Below are 24,379 nucleotides of genomic sequence, written 5' to 3' on the forward strand. Positions count from 1 at the left end.
CTTGTGTCGAAATAGAGTACAAGGAATGCAAGAAGTTGATAACAAGGGGTTATGTCATTTGAAGCACAATCGAAAGCGAAACGTAAGATGGATCGTTGGTGTGGTTACTTCTGTACTCTTGCTGGGTGCACCGCTCGAACATACATATGCAGAGTCACTTTCACAAGAACAACAAACCATGGCGCAGCTCCAAGCAGAGGTTAAGCAGACCAATAACTCGATGACATTTGCTAAAACGCAAACGGTGACTGTAAAAGCAGAGATTGCTCATTATCAACAGTCCTTGACAAATTTAAAAAGTGCTATGTCTCACAACTTACATCAGATGCAAGCGACGGAACAAAAAATCACTCAGATGAATCATAGCATTGCTGTTGATAGGAAGCAGCTTCACTTATATAAAGACAGTTTACGTGCACAAATTCGCGTGATGTATGAAAATGGTCGCGTTTCCTATCTAAACGTCCTCCTTGAATCTTCTAACTGGGAAGATTTTCTCAGTCGCCTATATATGTTAATTACCATCGCAAAAACAGACCAGCATCTCGTCTCAGAAGTCACTTCATTACAACAACAACTTGTCTTAAAAAAAGAGGCTCAACAGTATAACTATTCTTTACTGGTTCAAAAACACACAGAATACGAGGCTATGAAACAAGCGGATGTACTTGTAGAAGATCAAAAAAATCAAATGTTGGCGCAATTAAATCAAAACATCCAGAATGCATCCACTAAGCATGGTTTACTTGAAAGCCAAATTGAATTGACACAATCTCAAATTCAGCAGATTGAACAAGAGACACAACAAGCGCAATCACTTGTACAAAGTTCATCGTATATACAGCAAACTGAAAAAACGCTACCTACTGTAAACGTACAAAGCCTCTTACAGTATGCAGAATCTTTTATGGGCACACCCTATGTATGGGGTGGTACCAGTCCATCTGGTTTTGATTGTTCGGGGTTTACGCAGTTTGTCTTTGCGCATTTTGGCGTAGATATCCTTCGAACATCTGAGCAACAATTTGCAGAAGGACTATCCATACCAGAAAATCAACTAACACCAGGTGATCTTGTGTTTTTCAGCACATATGCAGCAGGAGCTACCCATGTAGGGATTTACATTGGAAATGATCTCATGGTTGACGCTCAAGATTATGGAGTGAGTATTGATAATATCGCCAATTCATACTGGGGTCCTAAATACATTGGAGCACGGCAAATGTTAGGGAATTAATCACTCCTAAACTAACTCCTTATAAACTAACCACCCAACATTAAATTTCGGGTGGTTAGTTTTTTATTCGTTACTACGATCTATACAGGTGAATAACCAAGTCTGATAGAGATTTCCTCTGCTGCTTGTCGTACAAGCGGGGCAAGTTCTGTTAACCGATCCGTGTTCATGCGCAATGTCGGACCAGAAACGCTACAGGCAGCGACTACATGATGATTGTTATCGTAAATAGCACTCGCTACGCAACATATCCCCAACTCATTTTCCTCAATATCAAAGGCATACCCCTGTTCTCGAGTATTCTGCAAGGAAGAAAGCAGTTGTTCTGCATCAATGATCGTTTTAGGCGTAACGGCAGAAAGTCCGTGTGTTGCAATCAATTCCTGTACAACACGATCTGGAAGTGCAGCTAATATCGCTTTTCCAAGTCCAAGCGCATGCACAGGAACGCGTTTTCCAATACGAGAATGCATTCTCACTGTTTGATTACTCTCTACTTTGTCAATATATACAACTTCATTTTGATCTAAAATACCGAGATGTACAGCTTCCGTGGTTCGCTGCGCCAGAGATTGTAAGATTGGAGCCGCTTCTTTACGTAAATCTAATGAAGACAGCATCTTCATCCCAAGATCAAGCAATTGATATCCTAGTTTGTACTTTCCAGTATTTACATCTTGTTGAATATAGTTCCTTTTCATCAGTGTACCTAATAAACGATGAACCGTGCTTTTATACATCTCTACCTGCTCGGCAAGTTCTGTTATCCCGATGCCATCTGGGTACATACTCACGATATCTAACAATACGCATGCCTTTTCTACTGACTTTACTGTATAGTCTTCCATCTGACCATTCCCTTACACTCGTCTATTGCCGTAAATCTACCACTAACAGAAAACATTTTGCAAACAATAGTATAGGATGACATTCACTCGTAGGACTATATTCTATCTTCATTAGACGCATCCGTTACAACATTTTGCAACTACATGGTTTGAAATATAGGTAAATCGCGCACGCTAAGGTGACATGTAACGCTTCACTATACCGCACTTTTGATGAGAATTAGGGGGTCCGCATTGGATGACCGTGAACGAACGTATACAGATCACACTCGATCAACACTCCTATCACGCCATGGATCATCAAACTATCTTAGACGTCGCATTAGAGCATGATGTAGACATTCCGCATGTTTGTTATCATCCGACCCTTGGTCCCATTCAAACATGCGACACCTGTATTGTGGAAGTGAATGGTGAACTCGTGCGCGCATGTACTACTTTTGTTCTGCCCAATATGTCCGTGTTCGTAATGCAAGAAAAAGCACACCTCGCGCGCATTGAAGCGATGGATCGCATCCTACACAATCATGAGCTCTACTGTACAGTGTGCGACAATAACAATGGAAACTGCGTAGTTCACAATACCACTGAAAGTTTGCAAGTAGAACATCAGAAATACCCTTTTGAAGCAAAACCCTACGCTAAAGATATGTCTAACCCATTTTACAGATATGATCCAAACCAATGTATCCTCTGTGGACGTTGCGTGGAAGCATGCCAAAATATTCAAGTGACTGAAACACTGTCGATTGACTGGGAACGTGAACGCCCTCGTGTCGTGTGGGATGAAGATGTTCCGATCGATATGTCCTCCTGCGTTTCATGTGGACACTGCGTGACAGTTTGCCCTTGTAATGCCCTGATGGAGCAAAGCATGTTAGGTGAGGCAGGATATCTAACAGGGATACAACCGGAATTACTCGAACCGATGATTGAACTTACAAAAGACATCGAACCAGGTTATGGTCCTATTTTTGCTGTATCTAACGTGGAGTCTTCCATGCGGGCAACTCGAGTAAAGCGTACAAAAACGGTTTGTACTTACTGTGGTGTAGGTTGCAGTTTTGATATCTGGACAAAGGACCGAAAAATCTTAAAGATTGAGCCTACAACAGAAGCTCCTGTAAATGGTATTTCCACATGTGTAAAAGGGAAATTCGGATGGCAATTTGTAAATAGTCCTGATCGATTAAAAAAACCTTTAATTCGTCGAGACGACACTTTTTATGAAGCCAGTTGGGATGAGGCGCTTGATTTAATTGCCAGTAAAATGACAGCGATTAAACATGAGCATGGCTCTGACTCTCTTGCTTTTATTGCATCATCCAAATGTACCAATGAGGAAAACTATCTCATGCAAAAACTGGCTCGATCTGTATTTGGAACGAATAATGTGGATAATTGTTCTCGCTACTGCCAGTCTCCTGCTACGACTGGTCTATTTCGCACGGTGGGTTACGGTGGGGACTCTGGTTCGATGCACGATCTACAGCTCGCAGATTTAATCCTCATTGTAGGGGCCAATCCTGCAGAATCACACCCTGTACTTGCCACAAGAATTAAACGAGCGCATAAGCATTTTGGTCAAAAATTAATTGTGGCCGATCTGCGTAAAAATGAAATGGCCAGACGAGCTGATTTGCATCTTCACCCAACTCCGAGTACCGATTTAATTTGGCTCTCCGCCATCACAAAGTACATCATCGATCAAGGCTATTCTGCACAAGCATTTCTTGAACAACGAGTCAATGGATATGATGAGTACGTTGCAAGTTTAGAATCGTTCACACTTGAATATGCAGAAAAGACTACAGGCATCCCACGAGCACAATTAATTCAGACAGCTGAAATGATTCATGCAGCTAAAGGATTATGCGTGCTATGGGCCATGGGTGTCACTCAACACTGCGGTGGTAGTGATACGAGCACTGCGATCTCAAATCTACTGCTCATCACAGGTAACTATGGACGACCAGGTACTGGCGCATATCCACTCCGTGGACACAATAATGTTCAAGGTGCAGCTGACTTTGGTACCATGCCTGCTTGGTTCCCTGGCTATCAAGAAGTACAAGATGATGAAGTTCGAGAAAAGTTTGAAAAAGCTTGGGGAACAAAATTGTCGAAAATACCAGGTTATGACAATCATCAAATGGTAGATGGCATCCACGAAGGCAAAGTGAAAGCGATGTATCTATTTGGTGAAGAAATGGCGTTTGTTGATTCTAATGCCAATCATGTACATGCAGCTTTTGAGAAACTTGAGTTTTTCGTCGTACAAGACGTGTTTTTCAGTAAGACGGCACAATTTGCAGATGTCATCTTGCCAGCTAGTCCAAGTCTTGAAAAAGAAGGTACATTTACCAATACGGAACGCAGATTTCAACGTCTATACCAAGCACTAGATCCGCTTTATGAGTCCCGCCCGGATTGGAAGATCATCATGTCAATCGCCAATCATCTTGGTGCCAATTGGACGTATGAACACCCGTCCGAAATCATGGAGGAGGCTGCAAAACTCACTCCCCTATTTGCAGGTGTCACATATGATCGACTTGAGGGGTACAAAAGTTTACAGTGGCCTGTTGCAGAAGATGGGACTGATACAAAAATATTATACACAGAAATGTTCCCTTTTGACGATGGGAAAGCTCGTTTATACCCAGTAGAATTTACTCCACCAGTTGAAGTTGAGGAACAATATGATTTACATCTAAACAACGGGCGATTACTCGAACATTTTCATGAAGGCAATATGACTTATCATGTGGATGGTATTGTTCATAAGGTGCCTTCCACATTTGTTGAAGTCTCACATGAATTGGCTAAAGAAAGAGACTTACAAGATGGTGCGCTAGTCAGGCTAATTTCTCCCTATGGTCGGATCGAAATACGTGTAGCTATCACTGACAGAGTGCATGCAAAAGAACTATATGTCCCAATGAATACTCGTGCGGATGCAGAAGCAGTCAATTATCTAACGAGTAGCTATCATGATCTAGCTACCCATACGCCTGCTTATAAAGAGATGTCTGTGCGTATGGAAGTTCTTGAGCAAAGCGGACAAGATCCCATTCCAAAACACAATTGGCGTCATACTACGTCAATTTCACGATCTGGTGTGGAAGTTTCAAAGAAGTGGAAAAGAAAAGATTATGTTCCACTCACTACAGCTGGTATACGGGGAGATGATCAACCGTGGCAAAAGCAAGCACCGCATGTATAACGCAAAAACTTAGTGAATACGATATTCAAGCAGACCACATAGATGAGCTTGTGGCTGAACTAGCAGCACACAAAGAAGCAGTGGTTGAGTGGTTAACAGTGATCGAAGCCATGCATCAAAGTGGGGTTTTAGCAATCACTTCGGGTTTACTAAATGCTACTGACAACATCAGCAAAGTGCTTGTTGAACAGGTGCTAAAACCTCAAAACACACAACTCATAAAAAATGTATTAACAACTGTAAGTGGTGTTGGTGCAGTGGATTCTGCTTCTTTGCAACATCTGCTCTCATGGTTTACAGAAGGATCACAAAGTGCACAATCAGCTCTTGATCATCCTCACTCTATGGGTATGATGGAGATGTGGCGACTACTGCGAGATCCTGATGTCATGCTTACACTTAACGCAGCATTTGGATTTTTAAAAGGCTTTGGTCACGCCATGGCAGAGTCACATCCAAGTGAAGTATAAATAAAAGCGAGCTACATGAGGTTAGATCTTTTGATCTACAACTCATGTAGCTCGCTTTCTATCATACTGTGTCTGATTACAAGAGTGCCTTTGCCGCTGCAATCGCAGCATCGTAGTTTGGATGCGTTGTTCCTTCTGGAACATACTCAACATAAGTAATTTTATCTTGTGCATCGATGACAAAAACAGATCGTGCCAGTAGACGAAGTTCTTTCATCACAACACCGTAAGCATATCCAAAGGATAGATCGCGGTGATCAGATAGTGTAATGACATTGTCTAAGCCGGCAGCTCCACACCAACGCTTTTGAGCAAATGGAAGATCTACGCTAATCGTAATAACAGTAAATCCATGAGCTTTTGTTGCTTCCTCATTGAAACGATGCGTTTGTGCATCACATACCCCTGTATCAAGAGATGGAACTGCACTAATAATGCGAACACCTTTGAACGAATCTAAAGTAGCAATTGAAAGATCATTTTGCAACGCTTGAAAGTTTGGAGCCTGATCAGAAACTTTGACTTGATTACCGACTAAAGTAATCGGGTTCCCCTTAAAAGTAACAAGACCTGTACGCTCATTCATATGTAACATCCTCCTATACAACTTAGGCTTACTCGCCTTTTTTATTATACTAAACTTTGTACAATGACGCTGTTCTATTCGTGAGCAATCATCGACAACGATGATCCCACTCACATGACAAGCTCAACTTTTGCAAGATCGCTTACGGTATCCCCTGAAAGATGATAAAGAGCATCAAATAATGCTACTTGGAAAGTTCCAGGTCCACTCGCCGTCTGTGCAGCTATCTCTCCAGCTACATTATAACACGTAATAGCTGCGATACATGTGTGCGCAATGGACAGTAATGATGCGTCACGTTCAATAACTCCGACAAAAGCGCCAATGATACCAGTTAACATACATCCAGAACCAGTAATGGTAGCTAATAAAGAATGTCCATTTCGAAGAGACCACAAGTTCCTACCATCTGTTACATAGTCTGTCTCACCGGTGGCAACAATGACACAATGCTGTATGCGGGCGTATTGCACCATACGCAAAAGTAATGAATCTCCTACGCCAATTGCATCCACACCTTTGACTGTTCCACCTGCTCCTACAAGAAAACCAATCTCGGCCGTATTGCCCCGAATGACCGCAAGATCATACTTATTAATCATCTTTGTTGCCACCTCATTGCGATACGGTGTAAATCCAGCTCCTACTGGATCAAACACAACGGGTACTTGGCCTTCATTTGCTGCATGAGCAGTAATTTCCATTGCATTGACGATGCGAGAATCTAATGTGCCCATATTGAGAGCAACGGCAGCAGAAGCTAAGGCCACATCACCTACTTCTTCGTTGGCATACGCCATAACAGGAGAAGCACCAATTGCCAATAGCGCATTAGCAACAATATTTGTCACCACAAGATTCGTGATATTATGCACAAGTGGATGCTTTGTTCTCACTTCCAATAATAACTCTGAGATTGAATCATTCTTCATGATAGATGCCCCTTTATTCATCAAACTGTAGCGTACTACGATTTCATCTAAACACAACGACTACACAATGTCCATTAAGCATTACCTAATGAGGATTGTTTAAAATGAATAAGTGCCAATAACGGCCAAACCTTAGGGTAAATATGATACTTAATATAGAGTGATCCCGGAAAGGCAGAACCGTTTGGTAAACAATCTTCCCACACCCCGTCATCTGCATGCTCAATCAACCAAGTAGTTGCGCGTATAATTGCCTTTGAAACTTCTGAACGTATAGAAACCTCTTGTTCAGGGATGACACTATAAAATTGCAAAAGCGCATCCATGCCCCATGCTGTTTGAGAAGCTTGACTAGCAGCAGCCACATATCTACCAACGACATCGCTAACACAATCCTCACCAAATCCACCGTCAGGTTGCTGTACAGATAGTAAAAAATACGCCGCTCTCATTAACGCTTTCATGCTATGATCCGTTGGAACGAAACGAAGTGCTTGCATTGCGCACCAAGTACCATATAAATAGGTGCTTCCCCATCGACCGTAAAAAGACCCATCTTGCTCTTGATGGTGTAGTAACCACCGAATGGCTTTTAATACCCGCTCGTCATCTAGTTCAACCACCTTATGCGAAAGCAATAACTTAATTACACGACTTGTCAAATCGGTCGTCGATGGATCAGCGATCGCCCGTTGCATATCGTTGGCAGGCATATATTCAAGCCAACGTTTCCCAGTATTGCGATCAAATGCTGACCACCCGCCATCCCGATTTTGCATCCCAAGTAACCATGCCACTCCCCGTTCCCACTCAGCTTGATAAAGAGGACCTGCAGTAGCCAAAACACTTAGGCACGCGACAGTATCATCGTTATCAGGGTGCATTGAATTATTTGCAGAAAAACCGAATCCACCTGGATGCATTTTGTTATTGCGAAACCAATCGCCAAACATCTGGTGTTGTGTTTTAGCTAAAAATGCTCGTGCCTTCAGTACTGGTTGATTTTCTATGGCCTTAAAAAACATTCCTTGTTCCAATACTTCTGCTGCGAGTGCAGTATTCCAAATGTGGCTATCACATGTTTGTTGATGGATAAAATGGGTTTGTGGGTCTTCATATAATTGTCTGCGCATCGAATGAAGTGTTTGTGTGAATAAAGTATCATGACGCTTCTCACCAAGTGCAAGCCTTGCAAACAGCCATAACCAAGTAGACGAATGATAACCCATCACCATTCCATCTACGCCAACTTGAGCATTCATAAATACTTCACAGCGCTTAATTAACGCACCCATAAACCGCGAATGATTTATCCGCTGCAAAAATACTTGCCTCTTCTTTTTATGTTTTTTGGATATGGTTAGATGACTAAGAAGCGATGGATTCTGTACTACTTGATATCTGCGTACTGACAAGATAACCATGGGTGCCACATGCACTCTTGTAAACATAGCAATGTCGTAAATTGTTACAGGCATGTTCGGATGAAACAATAAAAGATACAATCCTCCCATCGGAAGATCATCCCAAGACCATTCGCCGCCAATGGCAAGAAATACTTTAGTTAAATTGCGACATTGTTCAAGACCTCCATTGCTTAGAATAAAATTCTCAGTCATCTGCTTTTTTTCATCTTGGTGTGCCCATTCACCACATAATGATAATGCATAATAACACTCTACTGTTGTAGATACATCACCAGTTGCTGTAGGATACGCTCCCCATGATCCATCTTCCCTACGTGTCGACCATATTCTTTGCAGTAACTTGCCTTTCCATTTTGCGTCCTCTACACCAAGTAAAACCAGACTTATTAATGTTTGGGCATCCGGCATTACTCCCAGTTCAAAACATTCGTGCCATGCACCGTCTGTTTGCTGAGCATGGATTAATTGTGTTTGTGCCCGCGCAATTGTTTCATCAATACGGAGAAGTGGCTCAATAAGTTCGTCGTTCCGTTCAACCTGTGGTTGCAAACATGACTGCATCACTCCCTGAATCATTCCCCATGATCCCTCCCGCTAGCTTACAGATACTAGCACCCTATTCCACAATACTTGTGAATGGTGGCGGCATCTGTACCGAATATGGGATAATAGTATTGAAAAACGTATGTAAGAGCCCTAAAACTACGCTTTCAAGGGGGAGTAGATATGCAGGACACATCAAGACAGAATGTTCGTAACAAAAAAAGTTATTCTACTTGGTTATCCCATGAACAGCCATCTATTGTTCAAGTCGTTTGGTTTCTCGTCATCCTATGTATTCTAGCGTGGTTATCAGGAAATACAGATTGGATTTGGTTAACACCTCCTTTTGGGGCTACACTCACCATTCTCATGCTTTTACCAGAAGCTTCAATTGCTCAACCTTTTCCCGTGATTATTGGTTCCACAGTTGGTGCGGGGATCGGTGAAGTCATCCTTTTAATTGGACACGGTCCCTATTACGCAGTCATAGCAGCAATCATCACTCTAATTCTATTGTCACTTTTACGCATTTTTCATCCACCAGCAGTTGCACTTTCTATGTTTACCGTTTTATTGCACACCAATATATGGTTTCCGATAGCCGTTGTGTTACCTCTAGAAGTGATTGCAGTAGTTTCACGATGGTGCCTCAGTATATGTTTTGTACACATGAGTACATATCCTCTTCCCCTCCACCAAAAAGATCATGCACCCAGTTAATGTGTGTATGATCACAACACACACATAAAACCTTGGCTATATAATCTACCAAGGTTTTATGTGCGTGCTATCTTTACTAATGGATGATGAACGATTACTTTTTGCCATCGATGTGTGTGAAATATCCTGTCCTTTTTGCTAATCCTTGTTTCATTTGATGTAAACTTTTCTGAAGATCTACGCCACATTCTGAACAAAACCGCCCACTCTTGATTTTTTTCCCACAACGCTCACAAGTCAATTCATGAAGTGAAATTAGCCGGCCCTCTTTTATCCATTTCATTACAAGATGAATGTCCACGTTTGTTTCTTTCGCTACCTCATCGGCATTAGCATTTGGGTGATGATGTAAGTAATCTGATACAGATGAAAAGTCTACCTCTTCTAGTTTGATACACGCGAAACAAAGTTCTGATGCGCCTATATGAATTTGCTTACATTTTGGACAACTATGAATCATAATCATGTAACCCTCTTTCTGATCCGGTAGTTTAGCTTTATAATTGATGATTAGGTATGCACAAGAAAACTGTGAAGAACCATGCCAACAATCACAACGATGATTCCTGTTATGGCAAGTCCAGATGGAACTTGCTCTCTAAGAATAAGCCACCCCAATAGCAGTGTAAATACAACTTCTCCTGACTGTGTAGCTTCCACTGTAGCTAAACGATGAACATCTCCTTTTGTTCGATCCGTAGCAGAGAAAAATAACACTGTAGCAACTACACCAGAACATATGGCCACAAGGAACGTTTGTAAGATCTGCGTTTTGGATGGGGCTCCAACAGTGAAAAAGCCAATTATACTCATGATCATCCATAACGGTAAACTAGCCAAAGTCATACCAAGTACACGTTGATACGCATTCAGTCGACCTGCACAAAGTTCCATCATTTTACGATTCCCTAGCGGATAAGCAAAGCTAGCCAATAATAGTGGTAGAACTCCACATAGTGTATCTTCCAATGTGACCCGGGTTACTTGATCCCACTCCATAAGCATGATGCCCACAACAATGATGAAAGAGAAAAAAAGACCTCGCAATGGTAGTTTTTTTCTAAAGATAGGTGCTAATAAAGATCCAGCGATAATTGTAAATTGCCAAGTACCAGCAACTAACCACGCCGGACTATAGGACGATGCAAAACAAAGAGGTATATAGAACAGTCCAAAACCTACTGTACTCCATACCATCCAACTCCAAGGATTTTTCATCATTTCGTTCCACATCGTGACGATGCCGCCTCTAAAGTACACCAGTGGCCAAAGAAGTGGAATCATAAATACGTACCGTAAAGAGGCACTCCAAATAAAACTATCACCTGTAACTGCCATTAACCGGTTTAAAATAAAGGTAACCGCAAAAAATAATGAAGACAAAATACCTAAAGACACCGTCTGCATCAATTGAATCACCCTAATCAGGTCGCTATCCTATAGTTAACATGTAACATCCATGAAATCGACTATCTTTCATTATTACTGATAATTTTCCCAAGAGAAAGATCCCTTTTTAGGGGAGTAGCAAATAAAAATATAGAAGAAATAATAGTTAACGCTCCAAAAATCATCACAGTTAACGGTGCACCAAAATGAATAGCCATGATCCCAGCTAACATGCTAGCAATAGTCTGAGCAAGAAGCATCAAAAAATTTTGCCATCCGCTAGCACGTCCATACATATGACTTGGCACCTCTGTCTGTGTAATACTTGTCAATGCAATACTGCTAGGAGCTATACCACTATCCAGACAGCCCAGTGCAATAGATATAGTGAATAGATTGGATGCAATCCCAAGAAGGATCATACCTACTCCAGAAACACAAAGTGTCAAAAAAATTAACCACGGCAAGCGAATATGACGCGATAACCATGGACCTAAAACACCAAGAGCAATAGGGAAAAGCCCTCCAATCGCCATAGCAGCACCAACTAAATTAGCTGGTAAATGATGATACTGTCGCAACAAAAATACGGTTAAAGCAAAAGTTCCGCCCCATGTAAAATACCATATAATAAAGAATACAGTCAGCCACAGTAACCGCGGTGCTTTTTTAAACATAGCTAAAAATTCTTTGAAATGTAAGGAGTTACTTTGATCAAATACGACTATAGGAAGTACACGTTTTTCTGAAATAAATAAAGCAGGTACCAATACAAATAGAAACGACCCTGCATCGATAATCAACGTGATATCCATTCCCCATCGTTGAATAAAAACCCCGCGATTCCAGGAGATATATTCCAAGTTATTGTACTGAGTACTGCTCCAAAAGAATTTACAGCTACCCTTGCTTCTTTCAATACATTACGGGATATAAAGACTGTAGTTGCTGAGAAAAGAAGAAGTGATAATACGGACATAGCCCCAACAATGACATACAAAAAGCCTAACTGCAGTATATGCATATGCTCCAAACCGACAGTGCATACAATCAGCATCGCCTGCAATAGGCCTGACCCTACAATGACTTTCCGAGTATGAATGATCCGATCTAACCATTGCCCCATAATAGGTAATAAAAGACCTGGTATAGATTGTAATGTAGCTACCGCTGCAAGTACAAATGCTGAGTGACTCAAATCATAAGCCATCCATGGTAATGCTAAACGATATAAGCCATTTCCCACATCGGATAGTGCAGATCCCATCAAAAATATAACTAAGGCAGGTGGACTATGAACTAACGCTCGCCATGAATGATCTGTTGACGTTCACATTACCTCCAAATCGCTTAACTAACTTTTGTTTCCATGCGAAGCTTATCTGCGATCATTGCAATAAACTCCGAATTAGTAGGCTTTGCTTTACTGACATTCACAGTATAGCGAAATACTTGAGCAATTGCATCGGTATTCCCTCTACTCCAGGCAACTTCAATAGCATGGCGGATCGCTCTTTCTACACGAGATGCAGTAGTTCCAAATTTCTCCCCGATTTTAGGGTACAAAATTTTTGTTACTGATCCGAGAATTTCGACATCATTATACACCATAAGGATCGCTTCACGTAAGTATTGGTAACCTTTTATGTGAGCAGGTACGCCAATTTCATGAATAACGCTCGTAATTAATTGATCAATCGATCTTGTTTTTGGATTAACTGAAACTAAGCGCGGACTACTGGTCGTAAATGAAGATCCACTTGCATAAGTATAAGAGCTACTTCCGGTACCAATACCTGCAGCAACTCGAGAGCGTTCAACAAAAGTATCTACAGTCACAACTCCGCGTATACGTTCAACGAGAAGTTCCATGTCAAATGGTTTTAGCACATAATATAATGCACCAAGATCTAACGCACGTTTTGTTACTGCATCTTGTCCAAATGCAGTTAACATAATAACACGAGGAAGAACAGGTACATCACTTTGTCGGAGTCTCTCTAAAACACCAATCCCATCTAATACAGGCATAATAATATCAAGTATCACTATATCTAGTTGTTCATCTTCAATCAATGATAGTGCTTCTTGACCATTAAATGCCGTACCTACTACTTCCATATCATGTTCTTCGCCAAGATACTCTGTCAATAATTCTGCAAATTCACGGTTATCATCCGCGATTAAGATGCGGGTTTTTTCCACGGGACATCCTCCTTACTTCTGTATATATAGTATTCGCCATCAAATGTTCACGTCCTTTATGTTTTGAATAAATACTTTCCGACTAATTTTGACAAAGCGCGTTGCAATCAATCATATGTATACTGGTATCGATACGTTTATCGTATCGATACCAGCCTGAAACAATCGAGATATACCTTATGCAGCAGAGTTAAAGCCGCGTGTAAGCCGTCCTAATTGTTTTGTGTTTAAGCCGAGATTACGTAACATCCACTGTGCATATACACCGTACCCTTGAGTGGGATCACTAACAAAAACATGCGTTACAGCACCTACCAATTTACCATCTTGCAAAATAGGACTGCCACTCATTCCCTGAACGATACCACCTGTCTCTTCCAATAACTTTGGATCTGTCACGCGAATAATCATACCTTTAACTTCTGCACTTGACTGTTTATTAGCTTTTACTATGAGCACATTAAAGGCCTCTACTTTTTGTCCATGGACAACAGTTAAAATTTTTGCAGTTCCAGGATGAACCTCTTCTGGGCGAGCAACCGGAACCAACTGATTGGAAAACCCATGATCAGGACTAACCTTCATGAAGCCAAAGACTCCAAAATCAGTATTGCGAATAATCGTTCCTAAAATAAGATTTTCATTAACAAACAGGCCGCGTTTCTCACCAGGTTGTCCACTTTCACCACGATCAATGGACGTAACCGCTGCATGAACGATTTGGCCATGACCTTCAATCGGTTCTCCTGTATCTACATCAGTAATGACATGACCTAATGCTCCAAATCCATGATTGCCAGGAACATAAAATGTCAGCGTTCCAACACCAGAAGCAGAATCGCGAATATAAAGACCTATTCGATAAGTGCCAGTTTCATCATCTAATACCGGACGTACCTTCACTGAATATGTGTGACCTTTACGATGAAACCCAAATGTTAGTTGTTTTTTATTTTCCCCAGCAACTTCAACCAATTTCGATACCTGTTGTACGCTTCTTACAGAAATTCCATTTACAGAATCAATGACATCACCGACGTGCAAATCCGCCTTTTCCCCAGGACTCAGAGATTCTTTTCCTTCATGGACTAAGTGATAACCAACAACTAATATTCCTGAAGCATGCAATTTGATACCAATCGATTGACCTCCTGGTATTACATATACCCGATGATCCTGATTTGCCTGAACAGAGGAAGAAAAAAACCAATTCCAAGGAAAGCTTGTGTTAACCATCTGTCCACCTGATTGTCCTTCTGTAGCCTCCTGTGTCATTTCGTGATGAATTTCAGACGGTTGTTCAGAAGCATGTGCAATTGAACATGAAGTTATCGTTGAAAAAAAAGTGAAGGTGCTAAACATAGCACTAAAGATCCGCAAGCTCCATCGATTCACCCGGTTTGCCTCCCCTCATTGAAGTGCATCTCGTTGCTTCTATAATGCCCTTCGAGGGTCAAAGCAATGTTGTACAAAAGATGCCACAATGCTGCAAGTTCCGGAGAGGGATGAAACTTTTGCTTTATTTTCAATGTCTTACTTTGATGCAAGAGCAGGTGGGTTCCAACTCAGCATTTCTTTAGCTTGATTGCGTGTCGTTTCCGTGACATTTTCCCCGCCAATCATTTTAGCTATTTCGTCCACCCGTTCTTGGAATGTTAACTGTTTTACATGGGTGAACGTCCGCCCATCATCCATTTCTTTTGATATGGCTAAGTGATGTGTCGCAAGACTTGCCATTTGCGCCATATGTGTAACCGTGAGTACCTGATGTTTTTGTGCTATATGTGCAATACGCTCTGCTACTGCTTGAGCAGCCCGTCCTGAAATACCAGTATCAATTTCATCAAAAATAAGTGTGGGTACAGGTGAGCATTCACTTAATACATGTACAATGGCTAGCATAACACGCGATAATTCACCGCCAGAAGCGATCTTAGCAAGTGGCTTTAATGCTTCCCCTTGATTTGCACTCATCATGATTTCAACATCGTCCATACCTGATGCAGTTGGTTTTGTCTGTATAAACTGAAGATGCAATTGAACCTTAGGCATCAATAAAAATCCTAATTCCTTTGCCAATGCTTGTTCAAGATTGTGAGCAACATGAAGGCGCAGATCAGATAAACGTTTCCCCGACTCCTCCACCTTTTTCGCAAATTGATCTACCTTTGCTTGCAAAGCAGCTAACGTTTCATCATGGTGTACTAATTGATCACATTCACGATCTATCTCTGCATAAAACGCAAGAACATCTTCTGTATTTTCCCCGTATTTTCTAAATAAGTGCATCAACGTCATTAGACGATCCTCAACAAATTGTAAGCGTAGGGGATCTGAATCAATACTCGATAGGTAATGCCGAGAGAATTCAATTGCCTCAGCAAGATTGACCTGAGCAGTTTGTAAATAGTCGTGAAGTTCGGTTAAGCCAGTATCATAATGTACTGCATTTGCTACATTGTGTGAGAGACGATACACCTCATCTGCAATGGCAGAGGAACGCGCGTCACCTTCATACAATTTTTGATATACTTCATCCACTATTGTGCGCAGTTTTTCACTGTGCTGCAATTTTATTTGTTCGTCTCGCAATGCTTCTTCTTCTCCACTTTTCAAATCAGCAGATGCAATTTCATTTTTTTGAAATAATAATAAATCAAGTTGCTGAGCGCGTTCACGTTGTGATATTTCCATTTTTTGTAATTGTTTAAAATAGTCATTATACGTGTTATACACATCTCTATACTCTAGTTTTGCAGCAAGTACATCTTCGCCCCCATAAGCATCAAGCAAGCTTAAATGCTCCTCTTTACGCATCAAGGCAATGCTATCATGCTGACCATGCTGATGTATGCACAATCGCCCAACTTCACGTAAAAATTGCACAGTCACAATCCTACCGTTCACTCTGGCAGTAGTTTTTCCTCCAGATAAAAGTTCACGAGTCAGTACGAGTTGTTCTTCCTCTAACTCAATGCCTTCTTTCGCACAGAGCAAACGAATGGAAGAAGCAGATGCCTCTTCAATGTCAAAAACCCCCTGCACAATGGCCTTAGTTGCTCCTGAGCGAACCAATTCAGCACTTGCGCGAAAACCCAATAATAATCCGACAGCATCTAATAAGATGGATTTCCCTGCACCCGTTTCCCCAGTTAAAGCAGTAAACCCAGGGTGAATATCTAATTCAAGGCGCTCGATCAATGCAATATTTTGCACATACAAGGTACGAAGCACCCAATCAACCCCTATAGTAATGACTTAATGCGCCAAACAATAGAACTTGCATTTTCAACTGAACGCGCAATTAATAAAATAGTATCATCCCCCGCTACTGTACCTAATATCTCTGGCCAGTCAAGCGTGTCAAATAAAACAGCAACTGCATGCGCATTACCTGGTAATGTTCTCATAACTACTAAATTTTCGGCATAGTCGATAGCAACAAACACGTCATTTAACAAACGGTGTAACTTTACATCCGGCTGATAGGAAGAGGGAGCTGTAGGTAAAGAATATTTGTATTTACCATCTGATGTGGGCGTCTTTAACAAGTGCATTTCTTTAATATCTCGTGATATAGTGGCCTGAGTAACTGCAAAACCAGCCTCACGCAATGCGTCTACTAGCTCCTCCTGCGTTTCAATAACACTTCCTGTAATAATTTCACGGATTTTCAATAGACGCTGACCCTTCAATCAAAACCGCCCTTTCATTCTCCTCTAAGTTTTTCTTGCAGTATAGAAAAAAAAGCTCGTTCTTGCCATCTAATTAATATCGTATCACACCCTGCTTTGGAAATGACGACTTCATCGCCACTAACCAAAGGAAACCCTACTTGTCCATCAACAGTAAGACCAAAATCACTATGGCGTGCACTCACTTTTACCCGAATTTGCTGTGTTGCACCTATGACACATGGTCGAACGACTAGCTTATGAGCGCAAATGGGCGTTAAGACCATAACCTGTAAATTAGGAACGACAATCGGACCGCCACAAGAGAGCGAGTAAGCAGTTGATCCAGTTGGCGTTGATATGAGTAATCCATCCCCAAAGTACTCATCGTAAAACTGATCATCCACGTATATGCCCACCTGAATCATGCGCGCAAATGAACCTTTTCCAATACCAACGTCATTCAGTCCTACACTGCGATGTACACAAGTACCACTTCGCATCACAGACGTTTCGATCATCATGCGATGTTCAAGGTAAAAATCACCATTCAATACACGTTGTACAGAATCATCCAAATCTTTTGGTTCCGCTTCAGACAAGAACCCAAGGTGTCCAATATTAATACCTAACATTGGAATCTCATAACAAGAAAAATGTCTCGCTGCTCCAAGTAACGTACCATCTCCTCCAAGTACAAAGATGAGATCCACTATACCCTGAAATGAACCACTTGGAAGTGAAAATTGTTCCATGCCCATAGCTATAGCTGCTTCTTGTTCAATGTAAACTTGACCTTTACATCCGTGAATGGCCACTATTAGTTGTTTTGCAATCTCTGTAGCTTTTGGTTTTGTCAGATTTACTACAAGGCCAATCGTTTTTGGCATGTACCTCTTCCTTTCAATGCGAGAAAGACAAAAGCCAGCCTATCGATAGTCCTATCGCCATCCACAATAAGCGCATACGCCACCGTTTCGCATAATAACGTCCTGGAAAATCGATAGTAAAATCCACAAACTCCAACACACCTGTATCAGGAGATAAATAACCGACGGGCGTTTCATAAAGCGTATATAAAGCAAAAAGTTGTTTGCGTAACATCGCACCGCTTATGCGTGTAGAGTCGCGAGGAGAACGGACTTTAATTGGATATTGTATGCCTTCCTTCTCAACCAAGAAATCCACAATAATATATGTAATAAATTTTCTATTACCAAAAAATGAAGAAAGTTCATGAGCAATACGCTCTCCAATGATGCGATAGCCCTTATTTTGTAAAATGTCACCAGCCTCAAGCAGATGCTCACGTGTAGACGTCGGTTCGAATTCATGAAGTGGACTGGCTAGATAACGAGCCCTAATAAATAGAAAAACTACAGTTAAAAAAGTCAGGATCGCAAGGACTTCCATAGCGGCACCTCCAAAGTATCTGTTCGCCGCAGGAATTCAAAATCCTTCTCGTCCAAGGATCCTTATATTAAGAAAAATCGCTCATATGAGCATGTTGAACCACTTTTTCTACAGAAAATGAATTCGTATGACATAAGCTATCTTGCCCAGATACATCAATTTTTTGCATCCATAAAAGAAACTCAATGTTTCCTTCTCCTCCTTTAATAGGTGAGAAGTCTAATCCAAGAACACAAAAACCATGTGACTTAGCTTGTTCAATGACTCGATGTATTACCGTCATATGAACATGCTCATCACGAACAATGCCTCCCTTGCCCACAAATTCTTGGCCGGCCTCAAATTGTGGTTTAATCAAGGTGATGACATCGTTACCCGGTCTTAATAATTCAGCAATTTTAGGTAATAATTTCCCAATGGAAATAAATGAAACATCCATCACAGCAACCGTTGGCAAAGGGGAAAACTGTACAATATCTACGTAACGAAAATTAATGCGCTCCATAACCTTCACTCTTTGGTCTTCACGAAGGGACCAAGCTAATTGACCATATCCTACATCCACCGCATAAACAAGTGAAGCACCATGTTGCAGTGCACAATCTGTAAACCCACCTGTGGATGCCCCAATGTCAATAACGACCTTTCCCAACAAAGAGACAGGAAATTTCTGCAAAGCTTTTTCTAACTTTAATCCTCCTCGACTCACATAAGGATGCAAAGCACCCTTTACTGACAACTGAATCGTATCGTCAACCTGAGTACCAGGTTTGTCAACGCGATCTGTGCCACTATACACAAGACCTGCCATGACTAACCGTTTCGCTTGTTCACGAGAAGCTACCAACCCACGCGCCACAAGAGTAACATCCACTCGTTCTTTTGACATCAGCGACCAGCCGTTTTGCGGTTAACCCATTTTTGACCGTGCTGATTCTCCACCAACGTGATTGCAACTTCTGCAATATGTTCTGACGTTAACCCAACTTGATGTAATAATTCGGGACGACTTCCATGTTCAATGAAATGATCTGGCAAACCAATAGGGTACACCGAACATTGCAATTTCTGTAAAGCAAAATATTCTAACACAGCCGATCCAAGACCACCTTTTATGGTACCCTCTTCAATAGTTACAATTGGCATGTTTTTAAGAGCCAGATTGCGCAGTGCTTCCTCATCGATAGGCTTAACAAAGCGCATATTGACTACTTGAGCCGATATGCCCCGCTCTGCAAGCATAAGCGATGCATTTTCAGCAACTGCTACCATAGGTCCAAGTGCCAGTAAAGCTACATCTCTACCTTCGCGAATCACCTCAGATTTACCCACAGGAATCTCTTCATATGGAACATCAAGTGCAACTCCAATGCCATCCTCACGCGCAAATCGAACAGCGACAGGACCTGATAGAGTAAACGCTGTATAAAGCATGTGGCGCAATTCGCCTTCATCTTTTGGCATCATAATCGTCATATTAGGAATCGCACGCAAAAATGCTGCATCAAATGCCCCTTGATGTGTTTCACCATCAGGACCCACTAGACCAGCGCGATCTATAGCAATGACGACAGGTAATTGCTGTATACAAATATCATGAATCACTTGATCGTACGCTCTCTGTAAAAATGTGCTATAGACTGAGAAAATCGGCCTCATCCCAGCAGTTGAAAGCCCTGCACAAAGTGTAGCCGCATGCTGTTCGGCAATTCCAACATCAAAACAACGATCGGGGAACTCTAATGCAAACTCGTTCAAACCAGAATTAAGCATAGCAGCAGTAACAGCAACTATTCTTTTATCTTTTTTAGCTAAATCCACTAACGTTTTTCCAAAAACGCCTGTGTAAGATGGAGCAGTTGCCTTTGGTTTTACAACCGCTCCACCAATACTGTGAAGCTTATCTGGCGCAGCTTCAGCCGACGGATAGCCCTTCCCTTTTTGTGTAATGACATGTAAGATAACAGGTCCATCCATTTCTTTTGCCTGCCTCAACAAATGAATAACCTGTGCTATATCATGGCCAGGTACAGGTCCAAAGTAGGAAAAACCCATTTCTTCAAACAACATTCCCGGCACCATCGCATATTTCAAGGTATCTTTAAAGCGCTCGGCTGTATTAGCGATGCGAGATCCAAATGCAGGTATGCGTTTTAGTAATGTTTCTAGTTCACCTTTAATCTTTCCATAATAAGGATCCGTACGAAGTCTCGTTAAATAATGAGATATAGCTCCTACATTTGGAGAAATAGACATTTCGTTATCATTGAGCACGACAAGTAATCTCTTCTTCAGATGACCCGCGTGGTTTAACGCTTCAAAAGCAATACCACCTGTCATCGCTCCATCGCCAATAACAGCTAAAACATGGTGGTTTTCTTTATGCAAATCACGAGCAATAGCCATACCTAATGCTGCAGAGATTGAAGTACTCGCATGACCAACACCAAAAAAATCGTGAGGACTTTCAGATCGCTTAGGGAACCCCGCCAGCCCATGAAACTGCCTAAGAGTTGGGAAATCTTGTTTTCTTCCTGTGAGAATTTTATGCACATATGCTTGATGACCGACATCCCATACGATTCGATCCACCGGAGAATTAAAAACATAATGCAGAGCAACTGTGAGTTCAACAACCCCTAAATTCGCACCAAAATGCCCACCTGTTGATGTAATACTTTGAACTAAGAAGTCCCGAATCTCTATTGAAAGCGTCTCTAATTCCGGGATGGTTAGCCTTTTTATATCTGCTGGATCATTCACACGCTCCAAAAACACGGTAGCGTCATCCTCTCTTTATATCGCCGCACACTCATAGTTTATTGTAGTATCAATTTAATAAAAGTATATCATAGGCATGGTACGGCATTCAATCTGCCATACCATGCCTAATTATCACTTCTTTTGGTTTCTACATCTTTACTGACGATACTGTGGTTCCTGTTGTTGAATATAATTTAACCGCGACTGCATCGTCGTCACACAACTATCAACTGTCTGTGCGAGTTGATTAAACATTTGTTGCGCTTGTTTATCTTGTGTGTCCAGGGCAAATTGCTTTAAATTCGCTGCAACGCCCTCTGCTGATGCAATCGTTTGTTGCATTTTCACGCCTACTGTCATGATTATCACCCCCGTGAGGTAGCTTTACCACGAGAGTGACGAACTAATCAGGAAATCACAGGATGTCATTGACTCCGTTTAGAAAGATACTTCGCAATACCAATTAGATATTCTGGATGCTCTAATTCTTTCACATGTTGAATAAGTGATATGGCGTGCGCCGTCTGTTTATCAACAAGTTTTTTGGACTCCTCAATTCCATACACGGAAACATAGGTAGCTTTGCCTCGTTCTTCGTCAACTCTCGATCGTTTTCCAAGCTCTTGATCGTTACCAATCACATCAAGCAAATCATCCATTACTTGAAAAGCTAGTCCAATTGAATAGCCAAACTCAGTCAGAAGGGCAATGCTTTCATCACTAGCAGATGCAGCAATGGCTCCCATTCTTAGAGGTGCTGCAATCATAGCAGCTGTTTTATGTTCATGAATAAATTCCAACATGTCAGGCGTTACAGTTTTATGCTCATAATACATATCTGCCATTTGACCGGCGACCATACCTCTTACACCACTTGCTTCCGCAAGTTCTTTGATCATAAGTATAAGTAAATCAGGTTCAATCAAGCAATCCACTATCGCTCTAAATGCAAGTGCAAGTAACCCATCACCCGCAAGAATAGCTGCAGCTTCACCAAATCGTTTATGACTAGTCAATTTGCCACGTCGATAATCATCATTGTCCATCGCTGGAAGATCATCATGAATAAGAGAATACGTATGCAAAAATTCAAGAGCAGCAGCTGCAGGTAATAATGGAGTGCTTTCAATACCAAATGCTTCTAATGTAGCCAATAGAAGTACTGGACGAAGCCTTTTACCTCCTGCAAATACACTATAGCGGATAACTTCATTCAATAGCTCAGGAAAATTAGGATCTGGAGTCAGATACTTGTCCATCGTTTTGTTGACGGAATCGCCTAAGTTTTTATAGTATTCATCGTAGTTAAAGCTAGTCATTTACATCCATTCCTCTCGTATCCACAGCAAAAGGGTTGATCTCTATACCTTGTTCAGTAGCAAGAACTTTTTCTACCTTATGTTCAGCGACCTGCAATCTATCTCTGCAAATTCGTACTAACTGCATGCCTAATTGAAATTTTGCAATGGCATCATCAAGTGATAACTCGCCTGCTTCTAACGCACGAACCGTTTCTTCTAGTTTGCCAATGGCTACTTCAAATGAAAGCTCCTCTTCAATATGATCATCACTTTGAAGTTTCGTCATCTTCGTACACCCCCCAGACCTGACAATCAAGCCAGCCGTCAATGAATTTTATATGCAGAGATTCCCCGGGTTGAACTTGACCTACACTTGTAATTACGCCATGTTCTGCCGCGCGATAAGTCACAGCATACCCTCGTTTTAATACCGCTAGTGGACTGAGTAATTCAAGTGAAGAAATCAAGCGATTAATGGTTTGATCGGCAATTTCTAACCGTTTTTGTATAGCCCGAAGTTGACGTTCTTGCAAAGTATCTAATCGTACACGCATCAGTGACACTTGTCCATTCGGAGAACAACGAGCCATTCGCAATTCAAGTTGTGTTGTAATTTTTATCCCTCGTTCAACTGTGTCGCGGAGCGATAAGCGTAAACGAGGTTCTAGTCGATCAATTCGTTCATGTAACACGGATACCATTCGCATAGGATCTTTTAACATGCGATGTTCAGCTAAATAATCAACTCGCTGCTGTAATCGCCCAATATGCATAGATATTCTGGTCTGCATACTCTGTTCAAACATATCAATTCGCGAATGAAGCTCACGTATATCTGGTGCTACAAGTTCAGCTGCGGCAGTCGGTGTTGCTGCACGAACATCTGCTACAAAATCCGCAATCGTTACATCTGTTTCATGACCAACTGCTGAAATAATAGGCAGTTGAGTAGCAGCGATAGCCCTTGCTACAATTTCAGAATTAAATGCAAATAACTCCTCTAAAGATCCGCCGCCTCTTCCAACAATGATAACATCTGCTAAATTGTAGTGATCAACCAATTCAATGCCTTTAGCAATTTGTTTGGGTGCATCTTCACCTTGAACAGCAACTGGAATCACATAAACACGCGCAATTGGATATCGTCTTGACAATGTGATGATCATATCTCTTACGGCAGCACCAGTTGCAGATGTCACAAGCGCTATGCGTTTTGGGTATACAGGTAAGGGACGTTTTCGTTGAGGAGAAAAAAGTCCCTCTTTATCAAGACGTTCTTTTAGCTGTTCAAATGCAAGGTATAATGCACCTAACCCATCTGGTTGAGCATTTTCTGCATAAAATTGATAATCACCTAGTCGTTCAAATACATCAATACTACCTTGTACAATGATATTCATACCATCGCGCATTTGAAATTGTAATAGTTTCGCACGACTAGCAAACATCACGACACGCAAACGTGCACGATCATCTTTCAATGTAAAGTATAGATGGCCGCTAACTGGACGACTAACATTGGATATCTCACCACGTATGAATATCTGAGATAAGTCGGGACTCGACTGTATGACCCGTTTCAATATCGTGGTAGCTTCATATACTGTATAGACAGTCTCGATCGACCTAACCTCCCATTGCATAC

The 24,379-nt window shown here is 41.5% G+C and carries 21 protein-coding genes and 1 pseudogene; 4 read left to right on the forward strand and 18 right to left on the reverse strand.

Annotated features, from left to right (window positions below; all coding sequences use genetic code 11):
- Positions 1–58 precede the first annotated feature (58 nt).
- Positions 59–1,237 (forward strand): C40 family peptidase, encoded by a 1,179-nt coding sequence (locus MM817_RS06845; protein ID WP_241712958.1) that lies wholly within the window; start codon positions 59–61, stop codon positions 1,235–1,237.
- Positions 1,238–1,317: 80 nt separating this feature from the next.
- On the opposite strand, the gene MM817_RS06850 is transcribed toward MM817_RS06845, so the two are convergent.
- Complete coding sequence (locus tag MM817_RS06850) at positions 1,318–2,085, reverse strand: IclR family transcriptional regulator (RefSeq protein ID WP_241712963.1); 768 nt, start codon at positions 2,083–2,085, stop codon at positions 1,318–1,320.
- Positions 2,086–2,323: 238 nt separating this feature from the next.
- Between MM817_RS06850 and fdhF the strand changes: the two genes are divergently transcribed.
- Together fdhF and MM817_RS06860 are read left to right on the forward strand one after the other, a co-directional pair.
- The gene (gene fdhF, locus MM817_RS06855) at positions 2,324–5,311 is read left to right on the forward strand and encodes a formate dehydrogenase subunit alpha (RefSeq protein WP_272879804.1); all 2,988 of its coding nucleotides are present in this window, start codon (positions 2,324–2,326) and stop codon (positions 5,309–5,311) included.
- Entirely contained in the window at positions 5,284–5,781 is a 498-nt protein-coding gene (locus MM817_RS06860; RefSeq protein WP_241712965.1) for a helical membrane plugin domain-containing protein, read from the forward strand. The genes fdhF and MM817_RS06860 overlap by 28 nt, the downstream gene beginning before the upstream one ends.
- A gap of 76 nt (positions 5,782–5,857) precedes the next feature.
- On the opposite strand, the gene tpx is transcribed toward MM817_RS06860, so the two are convergent.
- From tpx to MM817_RS06875, 3 genes are all read right to left on the reverse strand, one after another.
- Entirely contained in the window at positions 5,858–6,367 is a 510-nt protein-coding gene (tpx, locus tag MM817_RS06865) for a thiol peroxidase (protein ID WP_241712967.1), read from the reverse strand.
- 110 nt (positions 6,368–6,477) lie between these two features.
- Positions 6,478–7,299 (reverse strand): hydroxyethylthiazole kinase, encoded by an 822-nt coding sequence (gene thiM, locus MM817_RS06870; RefSeq protein WP_241712969.1) that lies wholly within the window; start codon positions 7,297–7,299, stop codon positions 6,478–6,480.
- Positions 7,300–7,373: 74 nt separating this feature from the next.
- The gene (locus MM817_RS06875; RefSeq protein ID WP_241712972.1) at positions 7,374–9,302 is read right to left on the reverse strand and encodes a prenyltransferase/squalene oxidase repeat-containing protein; all 1,929 of its coding nucleotides are present in this window, start codon (positions 9,300–9,302) and stop codon (positions 7,374–7,376) included.
- 150 nt (positions 9,303–9,452) lie between these two features.
- Between MM817_RS06875 and MM817_RS06880 the strand changes: the two genes are divergently transcribed.
- Complete coding sequence (locus tag MM817_RS06880; RefSeq protein WP_241712974.1) at positions 9,453–9,989, forward strand: HPP family protein; 537 nt, start codon at positions 9,453–9,455, stop codon at positions 9,987–9,989.
- Between the two features lie 510 nt (positions 9,990–10,499).
- Here MM817_RS06880 and MM817_RS06885 read toward each other — a convergent pair.
- The 14 genes and pseudogenes from MM817_RS06885 to xseA form a co-directional block, all read right to left on the reverse strand.
- A complete protein-coding gene (locus MM817_RS06885) occupies positions 10,500–11,396 on the reverse strand; it encodes a DMT family transporter (RefSeq protein WP_241712976.1) in 897 nt (298 codons plus the stop codon).
- Positions 11,397–11,458: 62 nt separating this feature from the next.
- Positions 11,459–12,645, reverse strand: a pseudogene (locus MM817_RS17400) (MFS transporter).
- 83 nt (positions 12,646–12,728) lie between these two features.
- Positions 12,729–13,583, reverse strand: coding sequence for a sporulation transcription factor Spo0A (gene spo0A, locus MM817_RS06900; protein ID WP_241712981.1), 855 nt, complete (start codon positions 13,581–13,583; stop codon positions 12,729–12,731).
- Between the two features lie 177 nt (positions 13,584–13,760).
- Positions 13,761–14,978: a SpoIVB peptidase gene (spoIVB, locus tag MM817_RS06905; protein WP_241712992.1), complete on the reverse strand. Its 1,218-nt coding sequence runs from the start codon at positions 14,976–14,978 to the stop codon at positions 13,761–13,763.
- Positions 14,979–15,116: 138 nt separating this feature from the next.
- Positions 15,117–16,817, reverse strand: a complete 1,701-nt coding sequence (gene recN, locus MM817_RS06910) for a DNA repair protein RecN (RefSeq protein ID WP_241712994.1) — start codon at positions 16,815–16,817, stop codon at positions 15,117–15,119.
- A gap of 11 nt (positions 16,818–16,828) precedes the next feature.
- A complete protein-coding gene (ahrC, locus tag MM817_RS06915; RefSeq protein WP_241712996.1) occupies positions 16,829–17,278 on the reverse strand; it encodes a transcriptional regulator AhrC/ArgR in 450 nt (149 codons plus the stop codon).
- A gap of 14 nt (positions 17,279–17,292) precedes the next feature.
- The gene (locus tag MM817_RS06920; RefSeq protein WP_241712998.1) at positions 17,293–18,147 is read right to left on the reverse strand and encodes an NAD(+)/NADH kinase; all 855 of its coding nucleotides are present in this window, start codon (positions 18,145–18,147) and stop codon (positions 17,293–17,295) included.
- 13 nt (positions 18,148–18,160) lie between these two features.
- A complete protein-coding gene (locus MM817_RS06925) occupies positions 18,161–18,670 on the reverse strand; it encodes a hypothetical protein (protein ID WP_241713000.1) in 510 nt (169 codons plus the stop codon).
- A gap of 67 nt (positions 18,671–18,737) precedes the next feature.
- A complete protein-coding gene (locus MM817_RS06930; RefSeq protein ID WP_241713002.1) occupies positions 18,738–19,559 on the reverse strand; it encodes a TlyA family RNA methyltransferase in 822 nt (273 codons plus the stop codon).
- Positions 19,559–21,448, reverse strand: coding sequence for a 1-deoxy-D-xylulose-5-phosphate synthase (gene dxs / locus MM817_RS06935; protein WP_241713004.1), 1,890 nt, complete (start codon positions 21,446–21,448; stop codon positions 19,559–19,561). Before dxs ends, MM817_RS06930 begins: the two co-directional genes overlap by 1 nt.
- Before the next feature lie 141 nt (positions 21,449–21,589).
- Positions 21,590–21,793 (reverse strand): DUF1657 domain-containing protein, encoded by a 204-nt coding sequence (locus MM817_RS06940; protein ID WP_241713006.1) that lies wholly within the window; start codon positions 21,791–21,793, stop codon positions 21,590–21,592.
- Between the two features lie 65 nt (positions 21,794–21,858).
- On the reverse strand, positions 21,859–22,752 hold the full coding sequence (locus MM817_RS06945; protein WP_241713008.1) for a polyprenyl synthetase family protein: 894 nt from the start codon (positions 22,750–22,752) through the stop codon (positions 21,859–21,861).
- Complete coding sequence (xseB, locus tag MM817_RS06950) at positions 22,745–23,020, reverse strand: exodeoxyribonuclease VII small subunit (protein ID WP_241713011.1); 276 nt, start codon at positions 23,018–23,020, stop codon at positions 22,745–22,747. Before xseB ends, MM817_RS06945 begins: the two co-directional genes overlap by 8 nt.
- Positions 23,001–24,377 carry an exodeoxyribonuclease VII large subunit gene (xseA, locus tag MM817_RS06955; RefSeq protein ID WP_272879805.1) on the reverse strand — a complete coding sequence of 459 codons (1,377 nt, stop codon included), beginning with the start codon at positions 24,375–24,377 and terminating at the stop codon, positions 23,001–23,003. The genes xseB and xseA overlap by 20 nt, the downstream gene beginning before the upstream one ends.
- Between the last annotated feature and the right edge of the window lie 2 nt (positions 24,378–24,379).

Origin of the sequence: Sulfoacidibacillus ferrooxidans, from assembly GCF_022606465.1 — a bacterium.
Classification (GTDB): Bacteria; Bacillota; Bacilli; order Alicyclobacillales; family SLC66; genus Sulfoacidibacillus; species Sulfoacidibacillus ferrooxidans.